The organism is Streptomyces parvulus (genome assembly GCF_014648855.1).
Lineage (GTDB): Bacteria > Actinomycetota > Actinomycetes > Streptomycetales > Streptomycetaceae > Streptomyces > Streptomyces parvulus.
This window is the reverse complement of sequence record NZ_BMRX01000005.1, coordinates 211,319-235,671: the sequence shown is the minus strand read 5'-3', so window position 1 is coordinate 235,671 and position 24,353 is coordinate 211,319. Positions and strand designations below refer to the sequence as shown.

Sequence of the window (24,353 nt, the reverse complement as noted above, 5' to 3'; positions counted from 1 at the left end):
TAGACGCATCCCTTCCGGAGGCCCTCCATGCCGCGCATCCCAGCCGACGAGATCCTCATCGCGGGACAGTGGCGACGCGGACGCGGGACGCCGATCCACACCGTCGACCCCGCCGACGGCACCGTCCTCACCACCGTCCACGCCGCCTCGGCCGAGGACGTGGACGAGGCCGCGCACGCCGCCGCCGCGGCCGCCGCCGCCCCCGAGTGGCGGGACCTGGCGCCCCACGTCCGGGCCCGCCTCCTGTACCGGATCGGCGACGCGATCGAGGCGCACGCCGACGACCTGTCCGCGCTCCAGACCGCCGACACGGGCAAGACCCTCGGCGAGACCCGCGCCCTGGCCCTGAGCGCCGCCGGCACCTTCCGGTACACGGCCGCCGCCCTGGAGACCGGCGAGGACGCGCTCACCCCCTCGCGCGGCCCGTACCTCACCATGAGCACCCACGAACCGATCGGCGTCGTCGCCGCGATCAACCCCTGGAACTCGCCGATCGCCTCCGACGCGCAGAAGGCCGCGCCCGCGCTGGCCGGCGGCAACGCCGTCCTGCTCAAGCCCGCCGAATGGACCCCGCTGGTCTCCCTCGCCTTCGGGCGCCTCGTCCACCGGGCGCTCGCCGAGGCCGGGCTCCCGACCGCGCTGCTCGCCGTCCTGCCCGGCAGGGGCAGCGTCGTCGGCGACGCGATCGCCCGCCATCCGCTGGTCGGCAGGATCGGCTTCACGGGCGGCACCGCCACCGGACGCGCCATCGCCCGCGTGGCCGCCGACAAGCTCGTGCCCGCCTCGCTCGAACTGGGCGGGAAGTCACCGACGATCGTGCGCGAGGACGCCGACGCCGAACAGGCCCTCGCGGGCGTCATGTACGGGATCTTCTCCTCCAGCGGCCAGTCCTGCATCGCCGGTTCGCGGCTCTTCGTCCACGCCTCGCTCTACGACACCTTCGTCACCGAACTCGTCCGGCGGGTCCGCGGCCTGCGCGTCGGACCGGGCACGTCCCCGGAGACCCAGGTCGCGCCGCTCGTCCACCACGCGCACCGCGACGGCGTCGCCGCGGCCGTCGAACGCGCCCGCGAGGAGGGCGGCCGGGTGCTGTGCGGCGGCGCCGCACCGGAGGGCGAGCGGTACGCGACGGGCGCCTACTACCTGCCCACCGTGATCGACTCGCTGCCGAACTCCGCCCGCGCCTGCCAGGAGGAGATCTTCGGCCCCGTGCTCGTCGCACAGCCCTACGAGGACGAGGACGACCTGGTCGCCCGGGCCAACGACTCCGTCTACGGCCTCGCCTGCGGCATCTGGACCCGGGACGCGCGGGCCGCCCTGCGGCTCGGGCGGCGGATCGAGGCGGGCACCGTCTGGATCAACACCTACAAGCAGTTCTCCGTCTCCACCCCCTTCGGCGGGGTGAAGGACTCCGGGCTCGGCATCGAGAAGGGCCGCGACCTCATCCGCGCCTACCAGCGGCAGAAGTCCCTGTACTGGGGCACCGACACCACGCCCCTGCCCTGGGCCAACTGACCCCCACCCCGGGAGATCCCGCCATGAACCATCCACCGGTCGGCCGCCTGCGCGCCCTGCGCTCGGTCGAACTGCTCACCCCCGACTACGCCGAGGCCGTCGACTTCTACGAGGAGGTGTGGGGCCTCCAGGTCGTCGAGGCGGAGCACAGCGCGAGCTGGCTGCGCGGCACCGGCGACGAGCACCACGCCCTGCGCCTGACCCGCTCGGAGACGATCGGCCTGGGCCGGCTCGTCTTCGCCGTCGGCACCCCGGCGGAGATCGACGAGGCCGCGCGCCGGCTCCGGGCCCGCGGCATCGCGCTCGTCACCGAGCCCGGCCCGCTCGACCAGGTGGGCGGCGGCTACGGGCTGCGCTTCCACGACCTCGACGGACGGCTGGTCGAACTCTCCGCCGACACCTGGGCGGTCACCGCCCGCGGCCGGGACGTGTCCCTGCCGGTGGGCGTCACCCACGCCGTCCTCAACACCCCGGACATCGACGCCTCCGTCGCCTTCTACCGCGACGTACTCGGCATGCGCGTCTCGGACTGGTCCGAGCACCAGATGGCGTTCCTGCGCTGCGGCAGCGACCACCACTGCGTCGCCTTCAACCAGGCGCCGTGGGTCTCGCTCAACCACGTGGCCTACGAGATGACCTCCCTCGACCACTTCATGCGCGGCCTCGGCCGGCTCCGGCACCACGGCATCACCCCCGAGTGGGGCCCCGGCCGGCACGGCCCCGGCAACAACACCTTCTCGTACTTCACCGACCCCACGGGCCTGGTCTGCGAGTACACCACCGAGGTCGCCCAGATCGTCGAGGACACCTGGATCTGCAAGGTCTGGCGGCGCACCCCCGAACTGTCCGACCTGTGGGGGACCGCGGGCCCGCCCTCCCCGCGGATCCGCGCCCACATGGCGGGCACGCCCGACGGCAGCCCCGTCACCGCGCCCCCGGTGGACGCCCGTACCGGCGCCCGCACCGAGGCCCGTACCGGCGCGCACACCGACCCCCCGTCCGGCGCCGAAGGAGCAGCGGCATGAACCACCGCCCACGCAAGGTCGCCCTCATCGGCTGGGGCGCCATCGGACGCGTCGTCGGCGGCGCCCTCGCCGCGGGCGAGGTGCCGGGAGCCGAACTCGCCGGCATCGTCGACAACCGCCCGCTCGGCGACGCGGTGCCCGCTCCCCAGCTCACCGTCGAACAGGCCCTCGCCGCCTGCGACCTGGTCGTCGAGGCCGCCGGCCAGGGCGTCGTACGGGAATGGGGCGAGGCCGTCCTCGCCTCCGGCACCGATCTGCTCGTCGCGTCCACCGGCGCGCTCACCGACGAGGAACTGGCCAAGCGGCTCCTGGCCACCGGACCCGGCCGGGTCTACTTCACCGGCGGCGCGGTCGGCGGGCTCGACCTGCTCCAGGCCGTACGCGCCATGGGCCCGCTCGGCGAGGTCACGCTGACCACCACCAAGCTGCCCGCCACCCTCGAACAGCCCTGGATGGACGAGGAGACGCTGGCCCGGCTGCGGACCGCGACCGCGCCCGTCGAGGTCATGTCCGGCACCGCGCGCGACGTGCCGGCCCGCTTCCCCAGGTCCACCAACGTGGCCGCCTCGGTGGCGCTCGCGACCGGCGACCTCGACGCGGTACGGGTCCGCGTCGTCGCCGACCCGGCGGCGGCGCACACGTCCCACGTGATCGAGGCGAGCGGCCCGCACGGCTCGTACCGCTTCGAGGTCCGCCACCTCCCCGACGCGGCCAACCCGGCCACCAGCCAGGTCGTCCCGTACGCCGTGCTGCGCTCCCTCGCCGCCCTGGCCGGACGCCGGGGGCAGATCCTGTGACCGCCCACGACCTCGCCGGGCTGCACCTGGTGGAGAGCGGCCGCGAAGGACCGCTGGTGCTGTGCCTGCACGGCATCGGCTCCTCGTCCGCCGCCTTCGCGCCGCAGACCGCCGCCCTCGCCGTCGGCCACCGGGTGGTCGCCTGGGACGCGCCCGGCTACGGCGCCTCGGCCGACCCGGAACACGACCTCACCCTCGACGACTACGCCGACACCGCCGCCGCCGTCATCCGCGCCCGGGACACCGAGGCGCACGTCGTCGGCGTCTCCTGGGGCGGCGTGATCGGGCTGCGGCTCGCCACCCGGCACCCGGACCTCGTCGCCTCGCTCACCGTGGCCGACTCCACCCCCGGCTCCGGCACCAGCCCCGAGAAGGCCGCCGCCATGCGCGCCCGGGTCCCGGAGCTGGAGCGCCTCGGCCCGCGCGCCTTCGCGGAGCGGCGGGGCCCCCGCCTGCTGTCCGAGGACGCGCCGCCCGAGCTGGTGCGGCGGGTCGTCGACACCATGGCCGACGCGGTCCGGCCGCCCGGCTACCGGCGGGCCGCCGAGTCGATGGCCGCCACCGACCTGCGCGGCGAACTCGCCCGAGTCACCGCGCCCACGCTCGTCCTGTGCGGGGAGAAGGACCGGATCACCGGCCCCGACGCCTCACAGGTCCTGGCCGGCGGTCTGCACCGGACCGCCTACGTGATCGTCAAGGACGCCGGTCACCTGGCCAACCAGGAGCAGCCCGAGCACTTCAACGCCTGGCTCCTGTCCCACCTGCACATCGTCACCGACTCCCGCACCCGGAAGGGCTGATCACCATGCCGCTGACCACCGACGCCTACGACGACGGCGGCGACCTCGCCGCGTACACCGACTCCCTGATCGCCTCCAAGGCCTCCCGCGAACCGGACTGGGGCACCCTCTCCTTCCAGGAGAAGGCCGGCCCGCAGTACAAGCGGGCGCAGATCCGCTACGTCGGCTCCGGCGCGACCGGCAACCACGACGACGACGGCCGGATCCTCCCCTCCGGCGGCTTCACCTTCTCCAACATGCTGCTGCCGCCCGGCGCCGAGGGCCCGGCCCACACCCACCACGACGTCGAGGAGGCCTTCTTCGTCCTGGAGGGCGAGGTCCGCGTCGGCGTCCACCGCGGCCCCGACGAGGCCGAGTACCGCACCCTGGGCTACCGCGACATGATCGTCGTGCCGGCCGGGGTGACCCGTTCGCTGAAGAACGAGGGCGACACCGACGCCCTGTTCTGCGTGATCATCGGCACCCGGAAGCCGCAGGTGCCCACCTACCCCGAGTACTCCCCGCTGTACGGCGTCACCCGTGACTGACCCCGCCGGCGGGCGCCGCACGGTCGTCGTCACCGGGGCGGGCCGTGGCCTGGGGGAGGCCATGGCCCGCCGGGCGGCGGCCGACGGCTTCCGCGTCGTCGTCGCCGAGCTGAACGAGGAGTGGGGCGCCCGTACGGCGGCGGCGGTCCGGGAGGCGGGCGGCGCGGCCGAGTCCGTCGCCCTCGACGTCGCCGACCCCGCCTCGGTCGCGGCGCTGGCCGCCCGGCTCGCCGCCGACGGGCCCGTGTACGGGCTGGTCAACAACGCGGCGCTCGCCAACGGCGTCGGCGGCCGGGACTTCCAGGACATCGGCGTCGAGGCCTGGGACCGGCTGATGGCCGTCAACGCGCGCGGCCCGTGGCTCGTCGCCAAGCACCTGCTGCCGCTGATGACCGGGCCGGGCAGGATCGTCAACATCGCCTCGGACGCCGCCCTCTACGGCTCCCCGCGCCTCGCCCACTACATCGCCTCCAAGGGCGCGGTCGTCGCCCTCACCCGCGCCATGGCCCGCGAACTGGGCGGACGGGACATCACCGTCAACGCGGTGGCGCCGGGGCTGACCGAGGTCGAGGCGACCGAGACCGTACCGGCCGAACGGCACGCCCTGTACGCGGCGAACCGCGCGATACCCCGGCCGCAGCGGCCCGACGACCTGGTCGGGCTCGTCTCCTTCCTGCTCGGGGACGAGTCCGGCTACCTCACCGGCCAGGTCGTCGCCGTCAACGGCGGCTTCACCATGCACTGACCCTCCCCACCCCCATCCCCGTCCCCACCCCCGCCCGCAAGGAGAACCCATGGACCTCGGCCTCGCCGACCGCACCGTCCTGGTCACCGGAGGCAGTTCCGGCGTCGGCCTGGCCACCGTCCGGACCCTGCTCGCCGAGGGCGCCCGCGTCGCCGCCTGCGGACGCGACGCCGGGCGGCTCGCCGAGGCCGCGGCCGGTCTCGGCGCCGGCCCGGACCGGCTGTACACCGGCGTCTGCGACGTCCGGGACGCCGGCGCCGTACGGGACTTCACCGAGCGCGCCGCCGACCGCCTCGGCGGACGGGTCGACGGGCTGGTCAACAACGCGGGCCAGTCCCGCATGAAGACCCTCGACGAGACGACCGCGGACGACTGGCGGGACGAACTGGAGCTGAAGTTCGCCGGCGTCCTCAACCCCCTCGCGGCCGCCCGCGGCCACCTCAGGGCCTCCGACGCCGCCGCGGTCGTCAACGTCAACGCCGTCCTCGCCAAGCAGCCCGAGACCCGGCTGATCACCACCAGCGCCGCCCGCGCCGGCATCCTCAACCTCTCCGTGTCCCTGGCCCGCGAACTCGCCCCCGAGGGCATCCGCGTCAACTCCGTCTGCCTCGGACTGGTCGACACCGGCCAGTGGACCCGCAGGCACGCCGCCGCGGACAGCGGGCCGGGCTACGAGGAGTGGCAGGCCGCGATCGCCGCCGACCGGGGCATCGCGCTGGGGCGGCTCGGCCGCGCCGACGAGGTCGCCTACGCGATCGTCTCGCTCCTGTCGCCGCGCGCCTCCTACATCACCGGAACCAGCATCGACGTCTGCGGCGGAGTCGGCCGCGGCATCCTCTGAGGAGCACGCATGCGTTACCACCACGGCGGCGGACTCCTCGCCGCCCACCTCAAGTCCCTCGGCGTCGACACCGTGTTCGGCATCGTCTCCGTCCACAACCTGCCCCTGGTGGAGGCCGTCGAGGCCGACCCCGCGCTGCGGTTCGTACCCGTGCGGCACGAGGCGAGCGCCGTCAACGCCGCCGACGCCCACGGCCGGGCCCGCGGCTCCATCGGCTGCGCCCTCACCTCGACCGGCACCGGCGCGGGCAACGCCGCCGGCTCCCTGATCGAGGCCCTGTCCGCCGGGACGGCCGTCCTGCACGTCACCGGGCAGGTCGAGTCCGCCCACCTCGGCAGCGGACGCGGCTTCATCCACGAGACGAAGGACCAGGCCGGCATGCTCGCGGCGGTCTCCAAGCACGCCGCGACCATCACCTCCACCCGCGAGGCGGGCCGCGTCCTGCGACAGGCGTCCGCGGCGGCCCGCACCGCACCCGGCGGACCCGCGAGCGTGGAGTGGCCCATCGACCTCCAGTACGCGGCACAGGAAGACGACGGCGGGACGCACCCCGCTCCCGGGCCTCCGGTGCCCGACCCCTCCCGGCTGGCCGCCGCCCGCGACCTGCTGGCCACCGCCCGCCGCCCGCTGATCTGGGCCGGGGGCGGCGCGAACACCGCCCGCGACCAGCTCCGAGACCTGCTGGAGACCACCGGCGCGGGCCTGCTCACCTCCAACTCCGGGCGCGGCTCGGTCCCCGAGGACCACGAGCAGGTCGTCGGCAACTTCGCCACCACGCCCGCCGCCCGCGCCCTCCTGGCCGACGCGGACCTCCTGGTGACCGTCGGCACCCACTTCCGCTCCAACGAGACCGCCGACTACGGCCTCCACCTCCCCGGCGCGCACATCCAGATCGACGTCGACGCCGCCGCCCTCGGCCGGGTCCACCCCGCCACGCACGCCCTGCACGGCGACGCCGCGGCCGTCCTGCCCCGCCTCACCGAGGCCGCCCGACCGGCCGGCCCGGACTGGACGGACCGGGTCCGCCGCGTGCGCGCCGAGGTGCGGGCCGCTCTGCACGACGGCATCGGGCCGCAGGCCGCGATCTGCGACGCCCTCGCCGCCGCCCTGCCGCGCGGCGGCGTCGTCGCCCGGGACGTGACCATCCCGTCCTCGTCCTGGGGCAACCGCCTGCTGCCGGTCCACGATCCGCGCGGCAACGTCTTCCCCCGCGGCGGCGGCATCGGCCAGGGCCTCGCCATGGGCATCGGCGCCGCCCTCGCCCGCCCCGGCGAGCCCACCGTGGTGATCGCCGGGGACGGCGGGCTCGCCGTCCACCTCGGCGAACTCCTCACCCTCGCCCAGGAGCGGCCCCGCCTCACCCTCCTCGTCTTCAACGACGGCGGGTACGGCGTGCTCCGCAACATGCAGGCCACCTACACCGAACGCCGCTCCGGCGTCGACCTGTTCACCCCCGACTTCGCCCGGCTCGCCGAGGCCTGCGCACTCCCGTACGCGCGGATCGGCGACGCGGGCGAGGCCGCGAAGGTGATCGACGCGGCCGTCGCCTCCGACGGCCCGACCCTCGTCGAGGTCGACCTGGCCGCGCTCGGCCCGATGAAGACCCCGTTCACCCCGCCCGTCAAGATCCCCACCCGGTAGGGAGGCCCGCCGACATGAACGCCACCTCGGCCGCAGAAGAACAGGAAATGGACCTCCTCGTCCACCGCACCACCTGGGAGGCGGAGGGAGTCCTCTCCGTCGAGCTGGTCCACCCCGACGGCAAGCCGCTGCCCGCCTGGACGCCCGGCGCCCACCTCGACCTGCACGTGGGCGGCCACGTCCGCCAGTACAGCCTGTGCGGCGACCCGGCTGACACCGGCGTCTACCGCCTCGGCATCCTCGACGAACCCGCCTCGCGCGGCGGTTCGCGCCACGTGCACACCAAGCTGCGGCCGGGCCAGCGGCTGCGGGTGGCCGGGCCGCGCAACCACTTCGCCCTGGAACCCGCCGCCTCCTACGTCTTCATCGCCGGCGGCATCGGCATCACCCCCATCCTCGCGATGGCCCGCAGCGCACACCGCGACGGCGTTCCGTACCGGCTCGTCCACGGCGGCCGCACCCGCGCCTCGATGGCCTTCGGCGGTGAACTCGCCGCCCTCGGTGGCCGCGTAACCGTCGTGCCGCAGGACGAACTCGGTCACATCGACGTCGCCGGCACGCTCGCGGACCTGCCCGCCGACGCGCTCGTCTACTGCTGCGGCCCGGAGCCGCTGCTGCGCGCGGTCGAGGAGGCGGCGCCCGAGGGCCGGGTGCGCACCGAGCGCTTCGCCGCACCGGCCGCGGCGCCGCGGGAGGGCGACGACAGCGCCTTCGACGTCGAGTGCCGGACATCGGGCGTCACCCTGCGCGTGGAGCCCGGCACCTCCATCCTCGAAGCCGCCGAGAACGCCGGACTGGACGTCCCCTCCTCCTGCCGCGAGGGCATCTGCGGCTCCTGCGAGACCCGCGTCCTCGACGGCACCCCCGACCACCGCGACTTCCTGCTCAGCGACGCGGAACGCGCGACCGGCGAGACGATGATGATCTGCGTCTCGCGCTGCGCCTTTGACCGCCTCGTCCTGAACCTCTGAAACCGCAGCACACCTACGGAGAACGCCATGCCCGAGACCTGGCCCTTCCTGGACCCCCACCAGACCCGCGACCACGAGCCCACCCCGTACGAACGCAAACTCGCGCACACCCTGGAGGACATCTTCACCAAGGACGGTCACGGACTGACCGACGTGATCGACGGCCTCAACTACCGCCAGCTGCGCACCCCGACGGGCGAGCCCTGGACCGAGGACGCGTTCCGCGCCGAGATGCACCGCCTGGGAGCCTGACATGACCCTCTCGACCCGCGACACCGCCGAGCACATCTACGCCCACGGCCTGCGCAACCAGTGGCACCCCGTCGTACCGTCGCACTTCGTCGAGCGCGGCGGCATGCGCCGGGTGACCGCCCTCGGCGAGCAGTGGCTGCTCTTCCGCAGGTCCGACGGCGGCCTCTCCATGCTCGCCGACCGCTGCCCCCACCGCGGCGCGCCCCTCTCCCTCGGCAAGCACCTCGGCGACCGGATCGCCTGCTGGTACCACGGCGTCGAGGTCGACGGCACCGGCACGGTCACCTCGGTGCCCGGCCTGCCCGGCTGCAACCTGGAGGGCAAGGCCCTCGTCACCTCGCTGCCCGTGCGCGAGGCCGGCGGCGCGATCCTCGCCTACTTCGGCGACGAGGAGCACCCCGACCCGGTGGAACTCACCCTCCCCGAACCACTGGCCGACGAGGAGATCTCCGCCTTCCTCTGCTACGCCGAGTGGGACGTGCCGTGGCGGTTCGCCATGGAGAACCTGCTGGACCCGATGCACGGCGCCTTCCTGCACTCGGAGTCGCACACCATGTTCGCCGGCGACACGACCGCCAAGTTCCGCATCCGGGAGACCGGCCGCGGCTACTTCTTCGAGAAGACCGACCAGCGGGGCGTCAACTTCGACTGGGTCGAGCTGTGCCACACCGGCGTCGACTGGGTGGACCTGTCCATCCCGTACCCGCCCTCCGCGGGCCCCGGCGGTCCCTTCGGCATCGTCGGCATGGCCTGCCCGGTGGACGCCGGGCGCACCGGCGTCTTCTTCTGGCGGTACCGCAAGGTGAGCGGCTGGCAGCGGGACACCTGGCGGTTCCTCTACCGGACCCTCATCGAGGAGCGGCACTGGGAGGTGCTGGAGCAGGACCGCGTCATCCTGGAGAGCATGCCCGCCGACGCCGACCAGCGGGAGAACCTCTACCAGCACGACCTGGGCGTGGTCCGGCTGCGCCGCCTCTACCAGGCGCAGGCCGGACGGCAGTCGGGCGCTCAGCCGGCCTCGGCGTCCTGATCCGGGAGGCCGTCGGAGTCGACGATCGAGCGCTCCAGCTTCGCCAGCAGGCGGGCCAGTTGACGGTGCTCGGCGGGCGAGAGTCCGCCGAGCATCCGGCGTTCGTTCTCCAGGTGTTCGCCGAACACCTCGTCCACCTTCTTCAGACCGGCCTCGGTGAGCCGCGAGTACACCACGCGCCGGTCGTCGGCGTCGCGTTCGCGCACCAGCAGCCCGTCCTTCTCCAGCCGGTCCAGGCGCAGGGTGACCCCGGCCGACGAGACCAGCCCGGAGGCCGCGAGCTGCCCGGCGGTCAGCCGGTACGGGGCGCCGGCCCGGCGCAGCGCGGTGAGCACGTCGAACCCGGCGACGGACAGCCCGTGCTCGTCGAGGCGCGAGGTCATCCGGGACTGGTACTGGAGATACGACCGGTGCAGCCGGGCGAGCACCTCCAGGGGGGAGGTGTCCAGCTCGGGCCGTTCACGGGCCCAGTCCCCGACGATCCCCGCCACGGCGTCCGGCCGCCTCGCGGCCCTGCGCTGCGCCATCTCTGCCCCCTCGCGGCGTGGTTACGACCCTGAAATCTTAGCCCTGAGGGAATCGCACCCGGTGCTCCGCCAGATGCGCCGGCACCGCGTGGTTCGCCTCCCAGCCGTCCGGGCTGTGTTCATCGGCCGCCTGCGGCGGTGTGCCGGACTCCGTCCGGGGGGAGGGGGTCCGTGTGGTGTGGTGGTCGCGCGGTCAGGGTCGCCAGGCCACCCGGTGCTCCGCCAGATGCGCCAGCACCGCGTGGTTCGCCTCCCAGCCGTCCGGGAACTTCACCAGCGTTCCCAGCTGGACCGGCTCCGTCGACGGGTAGTCGTCCAGCAGGCCGTCGACGCCCTCGCGGCAGACCACGATGCAGGCGTGGCGGTGACGCGATGCCAGGACGCACAGGCGGCCGGTCTCCAGGTGGAAGGCCGTGGCGTCGGGGCGGCCGGAGAGGGGGTGCAGCACGACCGTGACGTCGTACTCCCGCCCCTGGAGCCGGTTCGCCGTGTCCACCGTCACGTCGCTCACCCCGAGGTCGGCCAGCGCCGCCCGTACCGCCGCCGCCTGGTCCCGGTGCGCGGTGCCGACGGCGATGCGACCGGCGGTGAGGGGCACGGGATCCGGGGAGCGTTCCGACGTCGCCGCGCCCTCGCGGTCGAGGAGCCGCCGGACCACCGACGCCACCGCCCGCACCGCCTCCGGGTCGGTGCGCGGGGTGTGCCGAGCCGGCAGCTCCAGCAGGCCCCAGCCGGAGACGGCGGCCTCGTCGATCACCCGGTCGGGGCCGGAGCCGTCCGACGGCACCCCGAAGGCCAGGCGCCGGTCGCCGTGGTCCGTGCCGCTGCGGAACGGCGTGTACGGGTAGAACGCGTCCGAGACCAGCCGCGCCGCCGACGCCGGAAGCCGCCAGGAGACCGGCAGCCGGTGCTGCGGGAGCCCGGGGTTGTGGGCGAGCAGCGTGGTCACGGCGGACGCCGACGGGTCGTACGCGAGGCCCGCCCACTGCTCGCTGCCCACCGTCGCGAACGGGTCCAGCTGGCCGGGGTCGCCCACGAACAGCGCCCGTTCGAAGAGCCCGGCGACCGCGAGGAGGGAGTCCGAGCGCATCTGGTACGCCTCGTCGACGATCGCGTGCCGCCACGGCTCGTCCACCGTGACGTGCGCCCACTTCGCGGCCGTGGACAGCACCACGGCCAGGCCCGCGAGGTCCCCGGCCTTCGCCGACGTGCGGACGTTCGGCAGGGCGTCGAGCGCCTTGTCGTACGCGTCGGTGTCGCTGCTGTGCAGGCGGCCCACCGGCAGCGCGGGGTTCTTCTCGGCGAGGCGCAGGACCAGGTCGTCGACCTGGGCGTTGGTCTGCGCCACGACCATCAGGGGCCGCCCGGCCTCGGCCAGCTCCAGGGCCGCCCGGACGACGAGAGTGGACTTGCCGGCGCCCGGCGGGGAGTCCACGACGACACCGCGCTCGGTGCCGTGCAGCGTGTCGTGGAGGATCGCGGCGGTGGCGCGCGCGGCCTCGGCGCCCGGATCGAAGGCCGGCGCGGCCGCGGTGGCGGTCTCGGCGGTCACAGCACGTCCTCCTCCGTCTGGGCGTCGGCGGCCTCCGGCACGGCCGCCGCCTCACCGGGCGGGCCGCCGTGCGTCCACGGGGTCTCCTCCGGGTCGGGGAGCTTCGCGCCGCCCCGCTGCTCGTGCTCGAACAGGGTGAAGCAGACCAGGTCGCCCTTCTCCGGCACCGACCCCGCCTCGGGCTCCCTGCCGCGCCCCATCTTGTCCATGATCCGCAGCACCAGCGTGTCCGCCTCGGCGCCCGGACCCGCGTACTCCGCCGCCTGCGGCCTGCCGCCCAGCGACCGGTACACCCGCGCCCGCTCGCCCAGGTGCGGCCGGTCGTCCGTGCGGACGGTGACCAGCGGGCGCGGGCTCGGCCGCCTGCTCTCGCTGTACTCCATCACCACGTCGACGACCTCGCCCGCGAACGCCTCCCCGGCCAGCCGCCGCCCCGCCATCACCAGCGGGTCGTCCAGCGCCTCCTGCGCCTCCAGGCGGGCCTGCTCGCGCTCGCGCGTGGCCAGCTTGTTCGCCGCGGTCACCGCGTCGTCGCGGCGCGGCTGCGGGGGCTCGCCCGCCAGCACCCGGTCCCGGTGCGAGGTGAACGACCAGCGGTCGCGGGTCCAGCGGTCGTCGGCGTGCGCACCGGCCGGCAGCTCCCGCAGCAGGTCCAGGCCCCGCCACACCGACTCCCAGGTGGGCCGCGTACGGCTCTCGACCAGGGCGCGGATCTCCCGCTCGGCCGCGGTGAGCGCGCCGAGCCGGTCGTCGGCCTCCAGGCCGTCCTCGGCGGCGGCGAGGGCGGTGCGCGCGCGGTCGTAGCGCTCGATGGCGGGGGCCAGCAGCCGGTTGTCGAAGGCCGGGTCGGTGGCCGGTCCGGCCGGCGGGCACAGCAGCTGGCCCTCCGCGTCGCGGGCCAGCTCGGCCCGGCGCGCCGCCTGCGCGCCGGTCAGGCCCTCCTCGGCGGGGGCGATCCACGCCAGCAGCGCGCCCAGGTGCTGGTCCTCCAGCGTCGACTGGCCGGTCGCCCAGTGCCGGCCCAGCAGGTCGGTCATGGCCAGCAGCAGGGAGGAGCCGGGGACCCGGGCCCGCTCTCCGTAGTGCGTGAGCCAGCGGCCGAGCAGCGGCACCCTCGGCGGCGCGGGGTGCGGGGTCTGCGGGTCCTGCTCCGCCGTACGCCTGAAGCGCATGGAGCGGCCCAGCAGCCGCACGAAGTCGACGCCCGCCCGGCTCGGCACGATCAGCTGGGCGGCGTCCGAGCACAGGTCGACCTCGACCTTGACCCGCTTGCCCGTCTCCGGGTCGGTCTCGGTGCGCTCGGCGGCCTCCACGCTCTCGGCGCACGCCTCGACGTATGGCAGCACGACGTCCGCCAGCTCGGCCAGGAACGTGAAACGCAGATCGCGGTCGCGGGGCTGCGGCACCACCAGCAGGCGCGGCGCGTGCCGGTCGGTGCCGACCAGCGCGCCCAGCGGGGCCCCGGCCTCACCGGCGGTGATCAGCGGGACGAAGACCAGCGGGCGGTCGGACAGATGGCGGTGGCGGACGGTGGCGGCGGGCTGGGCGGCCTCGGCGCGCACCGCCTCCAGCCGGGCGAGCGTGGTGATCAGCGACACCCGGCCACCCCGCCGCCCCCGACGCCGGCCATCGCCAGCGCCTCCGCCCGCAGCCCGGCCGCCCGGCGCAGCGCGGCCACCGCCGGGTCGTCCGGGTCGCCGGCCTCCCCGCGGGCCGCGGCCAGCACCTCCTCGACCGTGGAGAGCCCGCCCAGTTCGGCCCGGACCGGGCGGCCGAGCCGGGTCACGGCGCCGGCCTCCCGGGAGCGGGCGCGGCAGTGGAAGGCCAGCTCGCAGGCGGACAGGCACTCGGGCGCGTAGGCCGCGGGGACCGACTCCACCGCCTCGGTCAGTTCCTCGGTCGGCAGCTCGGGGGAGAAGCAGACGCCGTCGGGCAGCTCGTCGGCGATGTCCTCGATCCGGGTCAGCCGGGCCAGCTGCCGGTCGGTGACCGCGCGCTGCTTGCGGACGTCGACGGCGGACGCGGTGGGCAGGTTGGAGAAGTCCTTGGGGCAGACCAGCAGCACGCGGTGGCGCACGCGCGGCGCGGGGTCCAGGTGCGCGGCGACCCGCTCCAGGGCCAGCACGTACACGGCGGCCTGGCGCGCGGCGGCGCCGACCTTGGCCGGGTCGGCGGCGCCGTCCAGCATCGGGAAGGACTTGATCTCCACGACCGTCCAGCTGCCGTCCGGATGCACCACCACGGCGTCCGGCTCCAGGAAGGCGGGGGAGCCGGCGACCTCCAGGGCGAGCATCGGATGGTCGAGCAGCGTCCAGGTGCCGGGCGTCCGGGTGGCCTCGCGCAGCGCCAGCGAGGTGCGGGCGGCGCGGCCCTCGGGCCCGGACGCGGAGAGGTCGGGGACCTCGGCGCCGACGGGTTCCGCGGCCCGGCCGTCGAGCTTCTCGTGGACGAGGCGCAGCAGCTCGGCGCCGCCGTCCGCCTTGACCCGGGCCTCGAAGGCGTTGCCCCGCATGAAGGCGAACTGCGACTGCCCGAAGACCGACGGTGAGCCCAGCGCGCTCGCGAGGGAGGCCTTGTCCACCCCGGCGCCGTCGAGGATCGCGCGCCTGCGGCATCCCGGGTTGGCGGCGAGGGCGGCCAGCGCGCGGGCGTCCAGCGCCTTGGCGGGTACGTCGGGTCCGCGCAGCTCAGCGAGCCGGTGCCGGAGTCTCGTCCCCCGCGTCCGAGGGGGCGGGGTCCGGCTCGGCTCCCGCTCCGAACCGCTGCTCGCGCTGCCGTGGAAATCGCTCACCCGCGGAAGTCTGGCATCCGCCACTGACAATCGGGGAGCCCGCGCCGTCCGGGACCGGTGCGGCGGCCGTGCCCCGCGGGGCGAGACGGGCCGTGAGCGCGGTCCGCGCCCGGTTCGAGATCCGCAGCACGAGGGGGGTCAGCAGCAGTCCCGCGCCCATCACGGCGGCGCCCGCGACCGCGTCGAGGAAGTAGTGGTTCGCGGTGCCCATCACGACGACGGTGGTCACCAGCGGGTAGACCACGCCGAGCACCTTCGTGGTGCGGTTGCCGCCGAAGCGCCAGAGGATCACGCCGCACCACAGGGCCCAGCCCACGTGCAGGCTCGGCATGGCCGCGTACTGGTTGGTCATCCCGCCCAGCCCGCGCGGCGCGCTGGCCTCGCCGCCCCACCAGCCGTACGAGCTGTACTGGGCCATCGTGTCGACGAAACCGTGGCTCGCGTCCAGCAGCCGGGGCGGACAGGTCGGGAGCAGGGTGAAACCGATGAGGCCGATGAACGTGGACGTCATCAGCCAGGTGCGCGCCGCCCGGTAGCGCACCGCGCGGGAGCGGAAGAGCCAGATCAGGAGCACCGGCGTGACCAGGTAGTGCAGCGACGCGTACCAGAAGTCCGCCGGTATGCCTATCCAGGGCTCGCTGGTGAAGAGCCGGTTGAGGGGGTGCTCCGCGTTGAGGAAGAGGGCCTTCTCCACGTCCAGGATCGCGAGGCCGTGGTCGACGGCGTCGGAGACGTCGCCCCGCACGAGCAGCCGCCCGGCGGAGTAGCAGGCGTACACGAGGACGATGAGCGGCAGCTCGGTCCACCAGCGCAGCCGAGTCTTCGGGTCCGCCTCGCTGCCCGGTGTCTCGGTGTGCGGCAATCCGATCGCCCTCCCCCTTCTCGTCACACGCGCCTCGGTTGACACGGACGTGCCACTCTACGGCGTCGGCGCGCCCCCTTCGCGAGGCGCCCTCGGACCGGATAGACGCCGGGATCGCCCCCCGGGTTGCCCGCGCCCGCCGTGCGGGATGATGGAGAGGTCCCCCTCAGACATTTCTCCCGGAAAGGCCTCTTCATGGCACCGCGCATCCTGCTGGCCCGGCACGGACAGACCGAGTGGTCGCTGTCCGGCAGACACACCGGCAGGACCGACGTACCGCTCATGGAGGAGGGCCGGCGGGGCGCCAAGCTGCTCGGTGAGCGGCTGCACCGGGCGCCGCTGGAGGGTCTGCCCGGCGTCGAGGTGCGCACCAGTCCGCTCGTCCGCGCGCGGGAGACCTGCGAACTCGCCGGCTTCGGCGAGCGCGCCCGCGCGTGGGACACGCTCATGGAGTGGGACTACGGGGCGTACGAGGGCATGACCCCGGACCAGATCCAGGCCGTCCGGCCCGGCTGGCTGATCTGGCGCGACGGCGTCCCCGACGGCGAGGGCACGGCGGACGTCACCGCGCGCGCGGACGAGGTGGTCGCGTGGGCCCGGGAGGCCGACCGGGACGTGCTGGTCTTCGCCCACGGGCACATCCTGCGGTCGATCGGGGCGCGCTGGCTCGGCCTGCCCCTGGACTTCGCGGCGCGGATACGGCTGAACCCGACCTCGCTGTCCGTACTGGGCTGGGCGTACGGGGAGCCGGCCCTGGAGAGCTGGAACGACCTGGGGCACCTGGCGGGCTGACGGGACGGGCGCGAGCACCGGTCCCGCGCCCCCGGGCCGGTGCCCTCAGGCCGGGCGCGGCAGGGCCGCGTGTCGGTCCAGAAACGCCGAGACGCCCGGGTTGCGGCGGTGCGGCAGCAGCACGCGGGCCGTGCCGGCCAGCATCGTGCCGACCCGGGAGGACTGGACCTCGGCCAGCAGGTCCAGAACCCGCATCCCCGCGCCCGCGGCCTCGTCGGGCCGGCCGCCGCGGGCCAGGTCGTCCGCCAGCTCCGCCGAATACAGCGCGAGGTTCCGGGTGAAGTGCGGGTCCTGCAGATCGGCCGCCCGCCGCGCGTGCCGGGCGGCCCGCGGCCAGTCGCCGAGGGCGGACCAGCACTGCGCCTCCAGCCCCTCCAGCTCGGCGCGGCCGTAGAAGCTCATCCACTCGGGGTCGGCGTCCGACGGGCCCCGGTCGAAGAAGGCCTGCGCGCGGGCGAGCGCCTGTTCGCAGCCGACGCGGTCGGCGAGGCCCGCCCAGCCGCCCGCCTCGCGCAGCGCCAGCAGCGACATCAGCCGGTCCGAGCCCAGCGGCCGGGCGGCGCCCTGCGCGGCCTGGGCGGCCCGCACCGCCTCGCGCGGGCGCCCGGCGTCGCGCGCCAGGAACGCCATGTTGCAGAAGGCGTGCGCCTCCAGCCCCGCGTCGCCGGTCATCCGCGAGGTGGCCAGGGCCTCCGCGTAGTGCGAGCGCGCGTCGTCGAAACGCCCGGAGTCGTGCGCCAGCCAGCCCACGGAGATGGCCAGTTCGCCGGCGCCGGTGTAGAGCCGGTCCGCCGTAGCCCTGCTGGAGGCCCCGGCGTCCAGCAGCGCGTACGCGGTGCGCAGCGGGGCGGCCGCGCGGCGGTAGAGGCCGTCCGCGCCGTGCCGGTCGTCCAGCAGCCGGATCCGGCGGACGGCTTCCTCCAGGGCGCCGGCCTCGCCCGACCCCGCGCGGCGCACCGGACGTCCGGCCGCCGCGGCGTCGAGCGCGAGCCCCAGCGGGCCCAGCGAGGCGGCGGCCACGGTGGCCCCGCCCGTCATGAATGCGCGACGCAGCACGTCGCTCTCCTCGTGGTCGTCGTGCTTTTCGTACGGGTCCTGCGTGTCCTGCGTCTCATACGGTTCACCCGCCCCTCGCGTCTCATCCGCGGCGCACTCGCCCGGCCTGGTGTGCGCCGGCAGCGCGTCCTCGTCGGCGCGCGCCCGGCGTCCGCGGACCGACGCGCGGGGCGCGAACCCCAGGTCGGTGAGCGTCCGGCCGGGGAACATGTGCAGGAACACCCGCTCGTACGCGTAGTTGGGGCAGCGGATCTCGCCGGCCTCCACCCGGCCGACGTAGCGCGCGTCGCAGCTGACCCGCTCGCCGATCTCGCGCGCGGCCCGCCGCACCGCCGCCGCGAACTCGGCCGGTGAGCGCTTGCCGCGCAGCCGCCGGAAGGCGAGGTTGGGCCGCGACGGCCGTTCGGGCTGGGCGGAGGTCACCATTGACGACGCCATGGCCGGGTCCTCTCGTGCGAACCGTCGAACCATGCCGGAAAAGGGGTGAGTTGCGGGGTTCATCCGCATGTCGTCACGTGGCATCCCTGTGTCCGGCGAGCAAGAACGTACCGGCTGTGACGGACCAACCACGCACTGTTTGGCTACAAACCGGATATCTCATCCGCGATCTGCCATGAAGTGCCATCCTTTGCGGCGGACCCGTGCCGTAGCCGTTGACGCTCCGCCGCGTTGAAGAGGGTGACCGGGAGGCCACCGACTCCCGGCCAGTTTCTCCGAGGAGGACTTCCGTGGTGGAGGCCGGGATGGATACCAGCAGAGGCAGCGCACCCCCCTGCGACGCCTGCGACGTCGTCACCGTGCCGACCCGGCAGGGTCTGGAGGCGGTCGACATCCTCAGGCGCGGAGCCGGCGAGGCGGTGGGTCCCGTGATCCACGACGACGGCTGCGACACCCTGGGGTTCCTGGTGCCGCCGGGCACCGCCGCCGCCTGGGACGTGCCGGGCAGCACCTGTACGGAGACCGACGGCCGCGGGCTGCGCCTCGACCTGCCGCCCGAGCCGCCCGTGGAGGGCTCCGACTGGCTGCTGCCGCCCGGCGAGGCGGACCTCGCGACCGACCCCGCGGTGCTGCGCGAGGCGCTGGGCGAGGCGGCCCGGCTGATCAGGGCGGCCGACAGCTGCCGCTGAGCGGCCCCCCCGCCTCACGGGACCGGAGCAGCGCTGCCCTCCAGCCGCCCCGGCTCGCGGTCCCGGCGCCTTCCGGGCGCCCGGCGTCCTCCGTGCGCCAAAATGGTCCGACAATGGTCCGATGGGAAAGTCCAGGAGCACCCGCCGCGAGCGCGCCGCCGCCGAGACGGTCGTCGAGGACGTCGACGGCGGACGCGCCGAGCTGATCCCCGACCGGGACCGGCCGCGGGCGTGGAGCCTGCTGATCGACGGCGCCCCGCAGTCGCACGTCGACCTCGACGACCCGGCCCACCTGTCCTTCGAGTACCAGCGCCGCCTCGGTCACGTCATCGACCTCGCCGCGCCGCCGGGCAGACCCGTCCGGGCCGTGCACCTCGGCGGCGGTGCCCTCACCCTCGCCCGCTACCTCGCCGCCACCCGGCCCCGCTCCACCCAGCAGGTCGTCGAGCGCGACGCCGCCCTCGTCCAACTGGTCCGCCGGGAACTCCCCCTGGACCCCGGCGCGCGGATACGGGTGCGCTCCACCGACGCCCGCGCCGGACTGGCCAAGGTGCCCGACGGCTGGGCCGACCTGGTCGTCGCGGACGTCTTCAGCGGCGCGCGCACCCCGGCCCACCTCACCTCCGGCGAGTTCCTCGACGACGTCAGGCGCGCGCTCGCGCCCGGCGGGCTCTACGCCGCCAACCTCGCCGACGGCCCGCCGCTCGCCCACCTGCGCGGCCAGATCGCCACCGCCGCCGACCGGTTCGCGGAACTCGCCCTCGTCGCCGACCCGGCCGTGCTGCGCGGCAAGCGCTTCGGCAACGCCGTCCTCGTCGCCTGCGACCACCCGCTGCCGGTGGCCGAACTCACCCGCCGCGCCGCCTCCGATCCGCAGCCGGCCAGGGTGGAACACGGCCGTGCGCTGGCCGACCTCACGGGAGGGGCCGCGCCGGTGACCGACGCGGCGGCGGTGGACTCGCCCGCGCCGCCGCCGTCCGTCTTCCGCTGACCCGGGGCCCGCCCGACGCGGCGCCGGCTCAGTAGCTGCCGATCTCCACCCGCGGCGGCCCGTCGTGCCAGGTGCAGAACACCGACACCCGGTCCGCCCCCGAGGTGAACTCCACCCGGATCCACGACTCCGTCTTCCACACCTGCATCGACCAGCCGGCACCCGGCGTCGCCGACACCAGAGACGCGGACGACCTCCCGAGGTCGAAGACCGCCCGGCCGCCGTCCGTGTCGTAGCTCCTGACCTCGCCGGACGTGGCGGGCGACGGGGTCGTCCGGCCCTCGGGCCCGGGGGACGGCGAGGTCCGCGACGGGGTGGGGTCCGGTTCCGGGCCGCTCGTGTCCGGTGACGCCGACGGAGTGCCCGACGGGGAGGGGGAAGGCCGGCTGGTGGAGGACGCCCGCGCGTCCTCGCCCTCCGGGGTCTCCCCGGCGTCCCGCACCGAGGCGTCGGCCGCCGTGATGGGCAGCGCGCGGGGCGCGTCGTAGGCCGTGCCCGTCATCACCGTGTGGACGCCCCACCACGACAGCGTGACCGCCGCGCCGGTGGCGAGCAGCCAGGCAAGTACGTGGACGAGTCCTCTGCGCATCGCGGTCATACTGCCTCACCCGCCCCACCCGTGTCGCCCGGACGGAGTGTGACGATGACCCCGCCGCGGGCTGTGCGCGGGGTCGCGCCGGAGTTGTCCACAGGCCCGCACCGGGTTGGTCCGCATGGCGTACGGTGCCGCCCATGGCAAGTGTGCTCGTGGTCGAGGACGACCAGTTCGTACGCTCGGCGCTCATCCGGCACCTGACCGACGCCTCGCACACCGTGCGCAGCGTCGGTACGGCGCTCGAGGCGCTGCGCGAGGTCGCCCATTTCCGCTTCGACGTGGTGATCCTCGACCTGGGACTGCCCGACCTGGACGGCTCCGAGGCGCTGAAGATGCTGCGCGGCATCACCGACGTGCCGGTGATCGTCGCCACCGCCCGGGACGACGAGGCGGAGGTGGTGCGCCTGTTGAACGCGGGCGCGGACGACTACCTCACCAAGCCCTTCTCGGTGGAGCACCTCTCGGCCCGCATGGCCGCCGTCCTGCGCCGGGTCAGGACCGGCCCCGCCGAGGCGGCGCCCTCGCCCGTCATCCGGGTCGGCGGCCTCACCGTCGACCCCCTGCGCCGCCAGGCCGAGCTGGACGGCGTGCGCCTCGACCTCACCCGCCGCGAGTTCGACCTGCTCGCCTTCCTCGCCGGCCGGCCCGGCGTCGTCGTCCCCCGCAAGGAGCTGCTCGCCGAGGTCTGGCAGCAGTCCTACGGCGACGACCAGACCATCGACGTCCACCTGTCCTGGCTGCGCCGCAAACTGGGCGAGACCGCGGCGCGGCCGCGCTACCTGCACACCCTGCGCGGCGTCGGCGTGAAGCTGGAGCCGCCCGTGGAGCAGGGACCGGGCCGGGGCGCCGGGTTCACCGGAGCGGAGCCGCCGCGATGAGGTGGGCCCTGGTCAAGGTGTCGCTCGCGGTCACCGCGATGGTCGTGGTGGCCTTCGCCGTCCCCCTGGGCCTGGTCATCCGGGAGATGGCCCGCGACCGCGCCTTCTCCAACGCCGAACGGGAGGCGGCCGCCGTCGCCCCCGCGCTGTCCATCACCACCGACCGCGACCAGTTGGAGCGCGTCGTCGCCTCCGCCGGCTCGGACGACGGAATGTCCGTGCACATACCGGCGTCCGGCGAACCGGCCGACGGCACCGACGGCACCGGGCAGCGGGCCGCCGACATCGGCCGGCAGCGCGCCACCGACGAGGACATCGCCGCCGTACGCGAGATGGGCCGCGCCTCCACCACCGAGGTGGACGGCGGCTCCACGCTGCTCCAGCCGGTCGCCCTCAGCTCCGGCGAGATAGCCGTCGTCGAGGTCTACGTCCCCGAGTCCGAGGTCACCAACGGGGTCGGCACGGCCTGGGCGGTGCTCGCCGCGGTCGGCGCCGCCCTCGTCGTCGGCTCCGTCGCGGTCGCCGACCGGCTGGGCGTGCGGATGGTGCGGCCCGCGCAGCGCCTGGTCGAGGGCGCGCACCACCTGGGGGAGGGGCGGCTGGGCTCGCGGGTGCCGGTGGAGGGGCCGACCGAACTGCGGCTCGCCGCCGTCGCGTTCAACTCCATGGCCGACCAGGTGGTCCAGCTCCTCGCCAACGAGCGCGAGCTGGCCGCCGACCTCTCGCACCGGCTGCGCACCCCGCTGACCGTGCTGCGGCTGAACGCCGCCTCGCTCGGCGACGGGCCGGCCGCCGAGCAGACCCGGTCCGCCGTCGAGCAGTTGGAGCGCGAGGTCGACACGATCATCCGCACCGCGCGGGACGCCAAGCCGCAGACGGCCGCCGCCGGTCCGGGCGCCGGCTGCGACGCGGCCGAGGTGGTCCGCGAGCGGATGGGGTTCTGGTCCGCGCTCGCCGAGGACGAGGGCCGCAAGTGGCGGGTGGCCGGCGCCGACCGTCCGGTGCGCATCCCGGTGGCCCGCGCCGACCTCGCCGCCTCCCTCGACGCCCTGCTCGGCAACGTCTTCCGGCACACCGCCGAGGGCACCGCCTTCGCCGTCGACCTGCACAACGGCGAGGACGCGGTGATCGTGCTCGTGTCGGACGCGGGCGCCGGCATACCCGACCCGGAGGCGGCGATGGCCCGCGGCCGGGGCTCCGGCAGCGACGGCTCGACCGGGCTCGGCCTGGACATCGTGCGCCGCATGGCCGAGTCGACCGGCGGCGACGTCCGCATCGGCTCCTCCGTGCTGGGCGGCACCGAGGTGCGCATCTGGGTGCAGCTGGACGGGCGGACGGCACCCGAGCGCCGCGGCCACCGCGGGACCGTGCGGCGCCGCAGGCAGCCCCGGCAGGCGGCCACCATTAATCGGTCCCGATCCCTTCCTTAAGCGCGCCCTAAGATCGCCGGCCCCCGCCCGGATCAGGCTCTTTGCCCGTTTCCGGGTCGCTAGCGTGCTGCCGCACCCCCCCACCCCCGCACGTTCCCCGCGGGGACACCGTGAACAGCGAAGGCAGGCACATGACGCGCACGCACCGACGCAGGGCCAGTGGCAGGAACAAAGCGATCGGCACCGTGGTCGCGGCGGCCGTGGCCGGCGGCGGCGCGCTGCTGTTCACCAGTACCGCCCAGGCGGCCCCGGTGGGCGCCGTCTACACCACGACCAGCGAGTGGTCGAACGGCTACAGCGCCCAGTACGTCGTCACCAACGGCGGCGACGCGGTGAAGCCGGACTGGACGCTGGAGTTCGACCTGCCCGCCGGCGCGACGCTGGGCTCGCTGTGGAACGCCGAGTCGAAGGTGAGCGGGCAGCACGTCACCGTGACCCCGCCGAAGTGGGACACGGACGGCCTGCGGGCCGGCGAGTCCGTCACCGTGGGCCTCGTCGTCAACGGCACCGCCGAGCCCACCGGTTGCCTGGTCGACGGCGCCGAGTGCGCGACGGACGACGGCGCCGCCCCCGAGCCAAGCGGCCGCCCCACCGGGACGCCCGCGCCGACGGCCACCCCGGCGCCCACGGCCCCCGACTCCGCCGAGCCGGACCCGACCGGCACCGCCCCCGCGCCCACCGGCGACCCCGGGGAGGGCACCACCACGAGCGCCGGCTTCGCGCCGTACGTCGACACCTCCCTCTACCCGGCCTACGACCTCCTCGCCAACGCCGAGGCCACCGGTGTGAAGGACTACACCCTCGCCTTCGTCACCGACGGCGGCGGCTGCACCCCCAAGTGGGGCGGCGTCACCGACCTCGCGAGCGACGCCGTGGCCCAGCAGATAGGCGCCCTGCGCGGCCGGGGCGGCGACGTCCGGGTCTCCTTCGGCGGCGCCTCCGGCTCCGAACTGGGCACCACCTGCACGTCGCCGGAGGCGCTGGCGGCGGCGTACGGCGAGGTCGTCGACGCCTACGACCTCACCAAGGTCGACTTCGACGTCGAGGGCGGCGCGCTGCCCGACACCGCCGCCAACACCCGCCGCGCCCGGGCGATCGCCGCGCTCCAGAAGGAACACCCCGGCCTGGACGTCTCCTTCACCCTCCCCGTCATGCCCGAGGGCCTGACCCAGGCGGGCGTCGACCTCCTCGCCGACGCGAAGGAGAACGGCGTCGACATCGGCACCGTCAACATCATGGCGATGGACTACGGGCCCGCGTACAGCGACGACATGGGCACCTACGCCGAGCAGGCGGCCACCGCGACCCAGGCGCAGGTCAAGGGCGTCCTCGGACTCTCCGAGGCCGACGCCTGGAAGGCGGTCTCCGTCACCCCGATGATCGGGGTCAACGACGTCGTCACCGAGGTCTTCACCGTCGAGGACGCCGGCCAGCTGGTGAAGTTCGCCGCGTCCAAGGGTCTCGGCGGGCTGTCCATGTGGTCCGCCACCCGCGACAAGGCGTGCCCCGGCGGCCCGAAGCCCGCGGCCGACGCGACGTGCAGCTCCGTCGACCAGGAGGCGAACGCCTTCGCGAAGGCCTTCGCCGCCTTCGAGTAGGGCCGGACTT

24 protein-coding genes are annotated in these 24,353 nt (G+C 75.0%); 17 read left to right on the top strand and 7 right to left on the bottom strand.

Annotated features, from left to right (window positions below; genetic code table 11):
* The first annotated feature begins 27 nt into the window (after positions 1–27).
* The 11 genes from IE108_RS11110 to IE108_RS11060 are packed head-to-tail and all read left to right on the top strand — an operon-like array spanning position 28 to position 10,144.
* Positions 28–1,515 (top strand): aldehyde dehydrogenase, encoded by a 1,488-nt coding sequence (locus IE108_RS11110; protein ID WP_064728040.1) that lies wholly within the window; start codon positions 28–30, stop codon positions 1,513–1,515.
* 23 nt (positions 1,516–1,538) lie between these two features.
* Entirely contained in the window at positions 1,539–2,540 is a 1,002-nt protein-coding gene (locus IE108_RS11105; protein WP_226486987.1) for a VOC family protein, read from the top strand.
* Positions 2,537–3,337, top strand: a complete 801-nt coding sequence (locus IE108_RS11100; RefSeq protein WP_064728039.1) for an aspartate dehydrogenase domain-containing protein — start codon at positions 2,537–2,539, stop codon at positions 3,335–3,337. Before IE108_RS11105 ends, IE108_RS11100 begins: the two co-directional genes overlap by 4 nt.
* Positions 3,334–4,137 (top strand): alpha/beta fold hydrolase, encoded by an 804-nt coding sequence (locus IE108_RS11095; RefSeq protein WP_064728038.1) that lies wholly within the window; start codon positions 3,334–3,336, stop codon positions 4,135–4,137. The genes IE108_RS11100 and IE108_RS11095 overlap by 4 nt, the downstream gene beginning before the upstream one ends.
* Positions 4,138–4,142: 5 nt before the next feature.
* Complete coding sequence (locus IE108_RS11090; protein ID WP_064728037.1) at positions 4,143–4,664, top strand: cupin domain-containing protein; 522 nt, start codon at positions 4,143–4,145, stop codon at positions 4,662–4,664.
* The gene (locus IE108_RS11085) at positions 4,657–5,409 is read left to right on the top strand and encodes an SDR family oxidoreductase (protein WP_189397618.1); all 753 of its coding nucleotides are present in this window, start codon (positions 4,657–4,659) and stop codon (positions 5,407–5,409) included. The genes IE108_RS11090 and IE108_RS11085 overlap by 8 nt, the downstream gene beginning before the upstream one ends.
* 49 nt (positions 5,410–5,458) lie before the next feature.
* On the top strand, positions 5,459–6,250 hold the full coding sequence (locus IE108_RS11080; protein WP_064728035.1) for an SDR family oxidoreductase: 792 nt from the start codon (positions 5,459–5,461) through the stop codon (positions 6,248–6,250).
* Between the two features lie 9 nt (positions 6,251–6,259).
* Positions 6,260–7,891 carry a thiamine pyrophosphate-binding protein gene (locus IE108_RS11075; protein WP_064728034.1) on the top strand — a complete coding sequence of 544 codons (1,632 nt, stop codon included), beginning with the start codon at positions 6,260–6,262 and terminating at the stop codon, positions 7,889–7,891.
* A gap of 14 nt (positions 7,892–7,905) precedes the next feature.
* A complete protein-coding gene (locus tag IE108_RS11070) occupies positions 7,906–8,862 on the top strand; it encodes a PDR/VanB family oxidoreductase (protein ID WP_064728033.1) in 957 nt (318 codons plus the stop codon).
* A 27-nt stretch (positions 8,863–8,889) separates the two neighbouring features.
* Entirely contained in the window at positions 8,890–9,114 is a 225-nt protein-coding gene (locus tag IE108_RS11065; protein WP_064728032.1) for a recombinase-like helix-turn-helix domain-containing protein, read from the top strand.
* 1 nt (position 9,115) lies between these two features.
* Positions 9,116–10,144 carry a Rieske 2Fe-2S domain-containing protein gene (locus IE108_RS11060; protein WP_064728031.1) on the top strand — a complete coding sequence of 343 codons (1,029 nt, stop codon included), beginning with the start codon at positions 9,116–9,118 and terminating at the stop codon, positions 10,142–10,144.
* Here IE108_RS11060 and IE108_RS11055 read toward each other — a convergent pair.
* The 5 genes from IE108_RS11055 to IE108_RS11035 form a co-directional block, all read right to left on the bottom strand.
* A complete protein-coding gene (locus tag IE108_RS11055; protein ID WP_064728030.1) occupies positions 10,123–10,671 on the bottom strand; it encodes a MarR family winged helix-turn-helix transcriptional regulator in 549 nt (182 codons plus the stop codon). The genes IE108_RS11060 and IE108_RS11055 overlap by 22 nt on opposite strands.
* Before the next feature lie 193 nt (positions 10,672–10,864).
* Entirely contained in the window at positions 10,865–12,223 is a 1,359-nt protein-coding gene (locus tag IE108_RS11050) for an AAA domain-containing protein (RefSeq protein WP_189397617.1), read from the bottom strand.
* Positions 12,220–13,821 (bottom strand): amino acid adenylation domain-containing protein, encoded by a 1,602-nt coding sequence (locus IE108_RS11045; RefSeq protein ID WP_064728029.1) that lies wholly within the window; start codon positions 13,819–13,821, stop codon positions 12,220–12,222. Before IE108_RS11045 ends, IE108_RS11050 begins: the two co-directional genes overlap by 4 nt.
* Positions 13,812–15,014: a hypothetical protein gene (locus tag IE108_RS11040; RefSeq protein ID WP_079163512.1), complete on the bottom strand. Its 1,203-nt coding sequence runs from the start codon at positions 15,012–15,014 to the stop codon at positions 13,812–13,814. Before IE108_RS11040 ends, IE108_RS11045 begins: the two co-directional genes overlap by 10 nt.
* Positions 14,911–15,876, bottom strand: coding sequence for a phosphatase PAP2 family protein (locus tag IE108_RS11035; RefSeq protein ID WP_064728028.1), 966 nt, complete (start codon positions 15,874–15,876; stop codon positions 14,911–14,913). Before IE108_RS11035 ends, IE108_RS11040 begins: the two co-directional genes overlap by 104 nt.
* A 195-nt stretch (positions 15,877–16,071) precedes the next feature.
* Here IE108_RS11035 and IE108_RS11030 point away from each other — a divergent pair, with 195 nt between their 5' ends.
* Positions 16,072–16,668: a histidine phosphatase family protein gene (locus IE108_RS11030; RefSeq protein ID WP_064728027.1), complete on the top strand. Its 597-nt coding sequence runs from the start codon at positions 16,072–16,074 to the stop codon at positions 16,666–16,668.
* A gap of 45 nt (positions 16,669–16,713) precedes the next feature.
* Here the strand turns inward: IE108_RS11030 and IE108_RS11025 are convergent, their stop codons facing one another.
* Positions 16,714–18,162, bottom strand: coding sequence for an NsdA family TPR-like regulatory protein (locus tag IE108_RS11025; RefSeq protein WP_064728026.1), 1,449 nt, complete (start codon positions 18,160–18,162; stop codon positions 16,714–16,716).
* Positions 18,163–18,467: 305 nt separating this feature from the next.
* On the opposite strand from IE108_RS11025, the gene IE108_RS11020 reads away from it, so the two are divergent.
* Together IE108_RS11020 and IE108_RS11015 are read left to right on the top strand one after the other, a co-directional pair.
* The gene (locus IE108_RS11020) at positions 18,468–18,851 is read left to right on the top strand and encodes a hypothetical protein (RefSeq protein WP_189397616.1); all 384 of its coding nucleotides are present in this window, start codon (positions 18,468–18,470) and stop codon (positions 18,849–18,851) included.
* A 121-nt stretch (positions 18,852–18,972) separates the two neighbouring features.
* Complete coding sequence (locus tag IE108_RS11015; protein ID WP_064728024.1) at positions 18,973–19,842, top strand: spermidine synthase; 870 nt, start codon at positions 18,973–18,975, stop codon at positions 19,840–19,842.
* Between the two features lie 28 nt (positions 19,843–19,870).
* Here IE108_RS11015 and IE108_RS11010 read toward each other — a convergent pair whose 3' ends face one another.
* Complete coding sequence (locus IE108_RS11010; protein ID WP_064731766.1) at positions 19,871–20,431, bottom strand: hypothetical protein; 561 nt, start codon at positions 20,429–20,431, stop codon at positions 19,871–19,873.
* Between the two features lie 143 nt (positions 20,432–20,574).
* Between IE108_RS11010 and IE108_RS11005 the strand changes: the two genes are divergently transcribed.
* The 3 genes from IE108_RS11005 (at position 20,575) to IE108_RS10995 (ending at position 24,343) form a co-directional block, all read left to right on the top strand.
* Positions 20,575–21,315, top strand: a complete 741-nt coding sequence (locus tag IE108_RS11005; protein WP_189397615.1) for a response regulator transcription factor — start codon at positions 20,575–20,577, stop codon at positions 21,313–21,315.
* Entirely contained in the window at positions 21,312–22,745 is a 1,434-nt protein-coding gene (locus IE108_RS11000; protein ID WP_064728023.1) for a sensor histidine kinase, read from the top strand. Before IE108_RS11005 ends, IE108_RS11000 begins: the two co-directional genes overlap by 4 nt.
* Positions 22,746–22,876: 131 nt before the next feature.
* The gene (locus tag IE108_RS10995) at positions 22,877–24,343 is read left to right on the top strand and encodes a glycoside hydrolase family 18 protein (protein WP_064728022.1); all 1,467 of its coding nucleotides are present in this window, start codon (positions 22,877–22,879) and stop codon (positions 24,341–24,343) included.
* Positions 24,344–24,353: the final 10 nt, after the last annotated feature.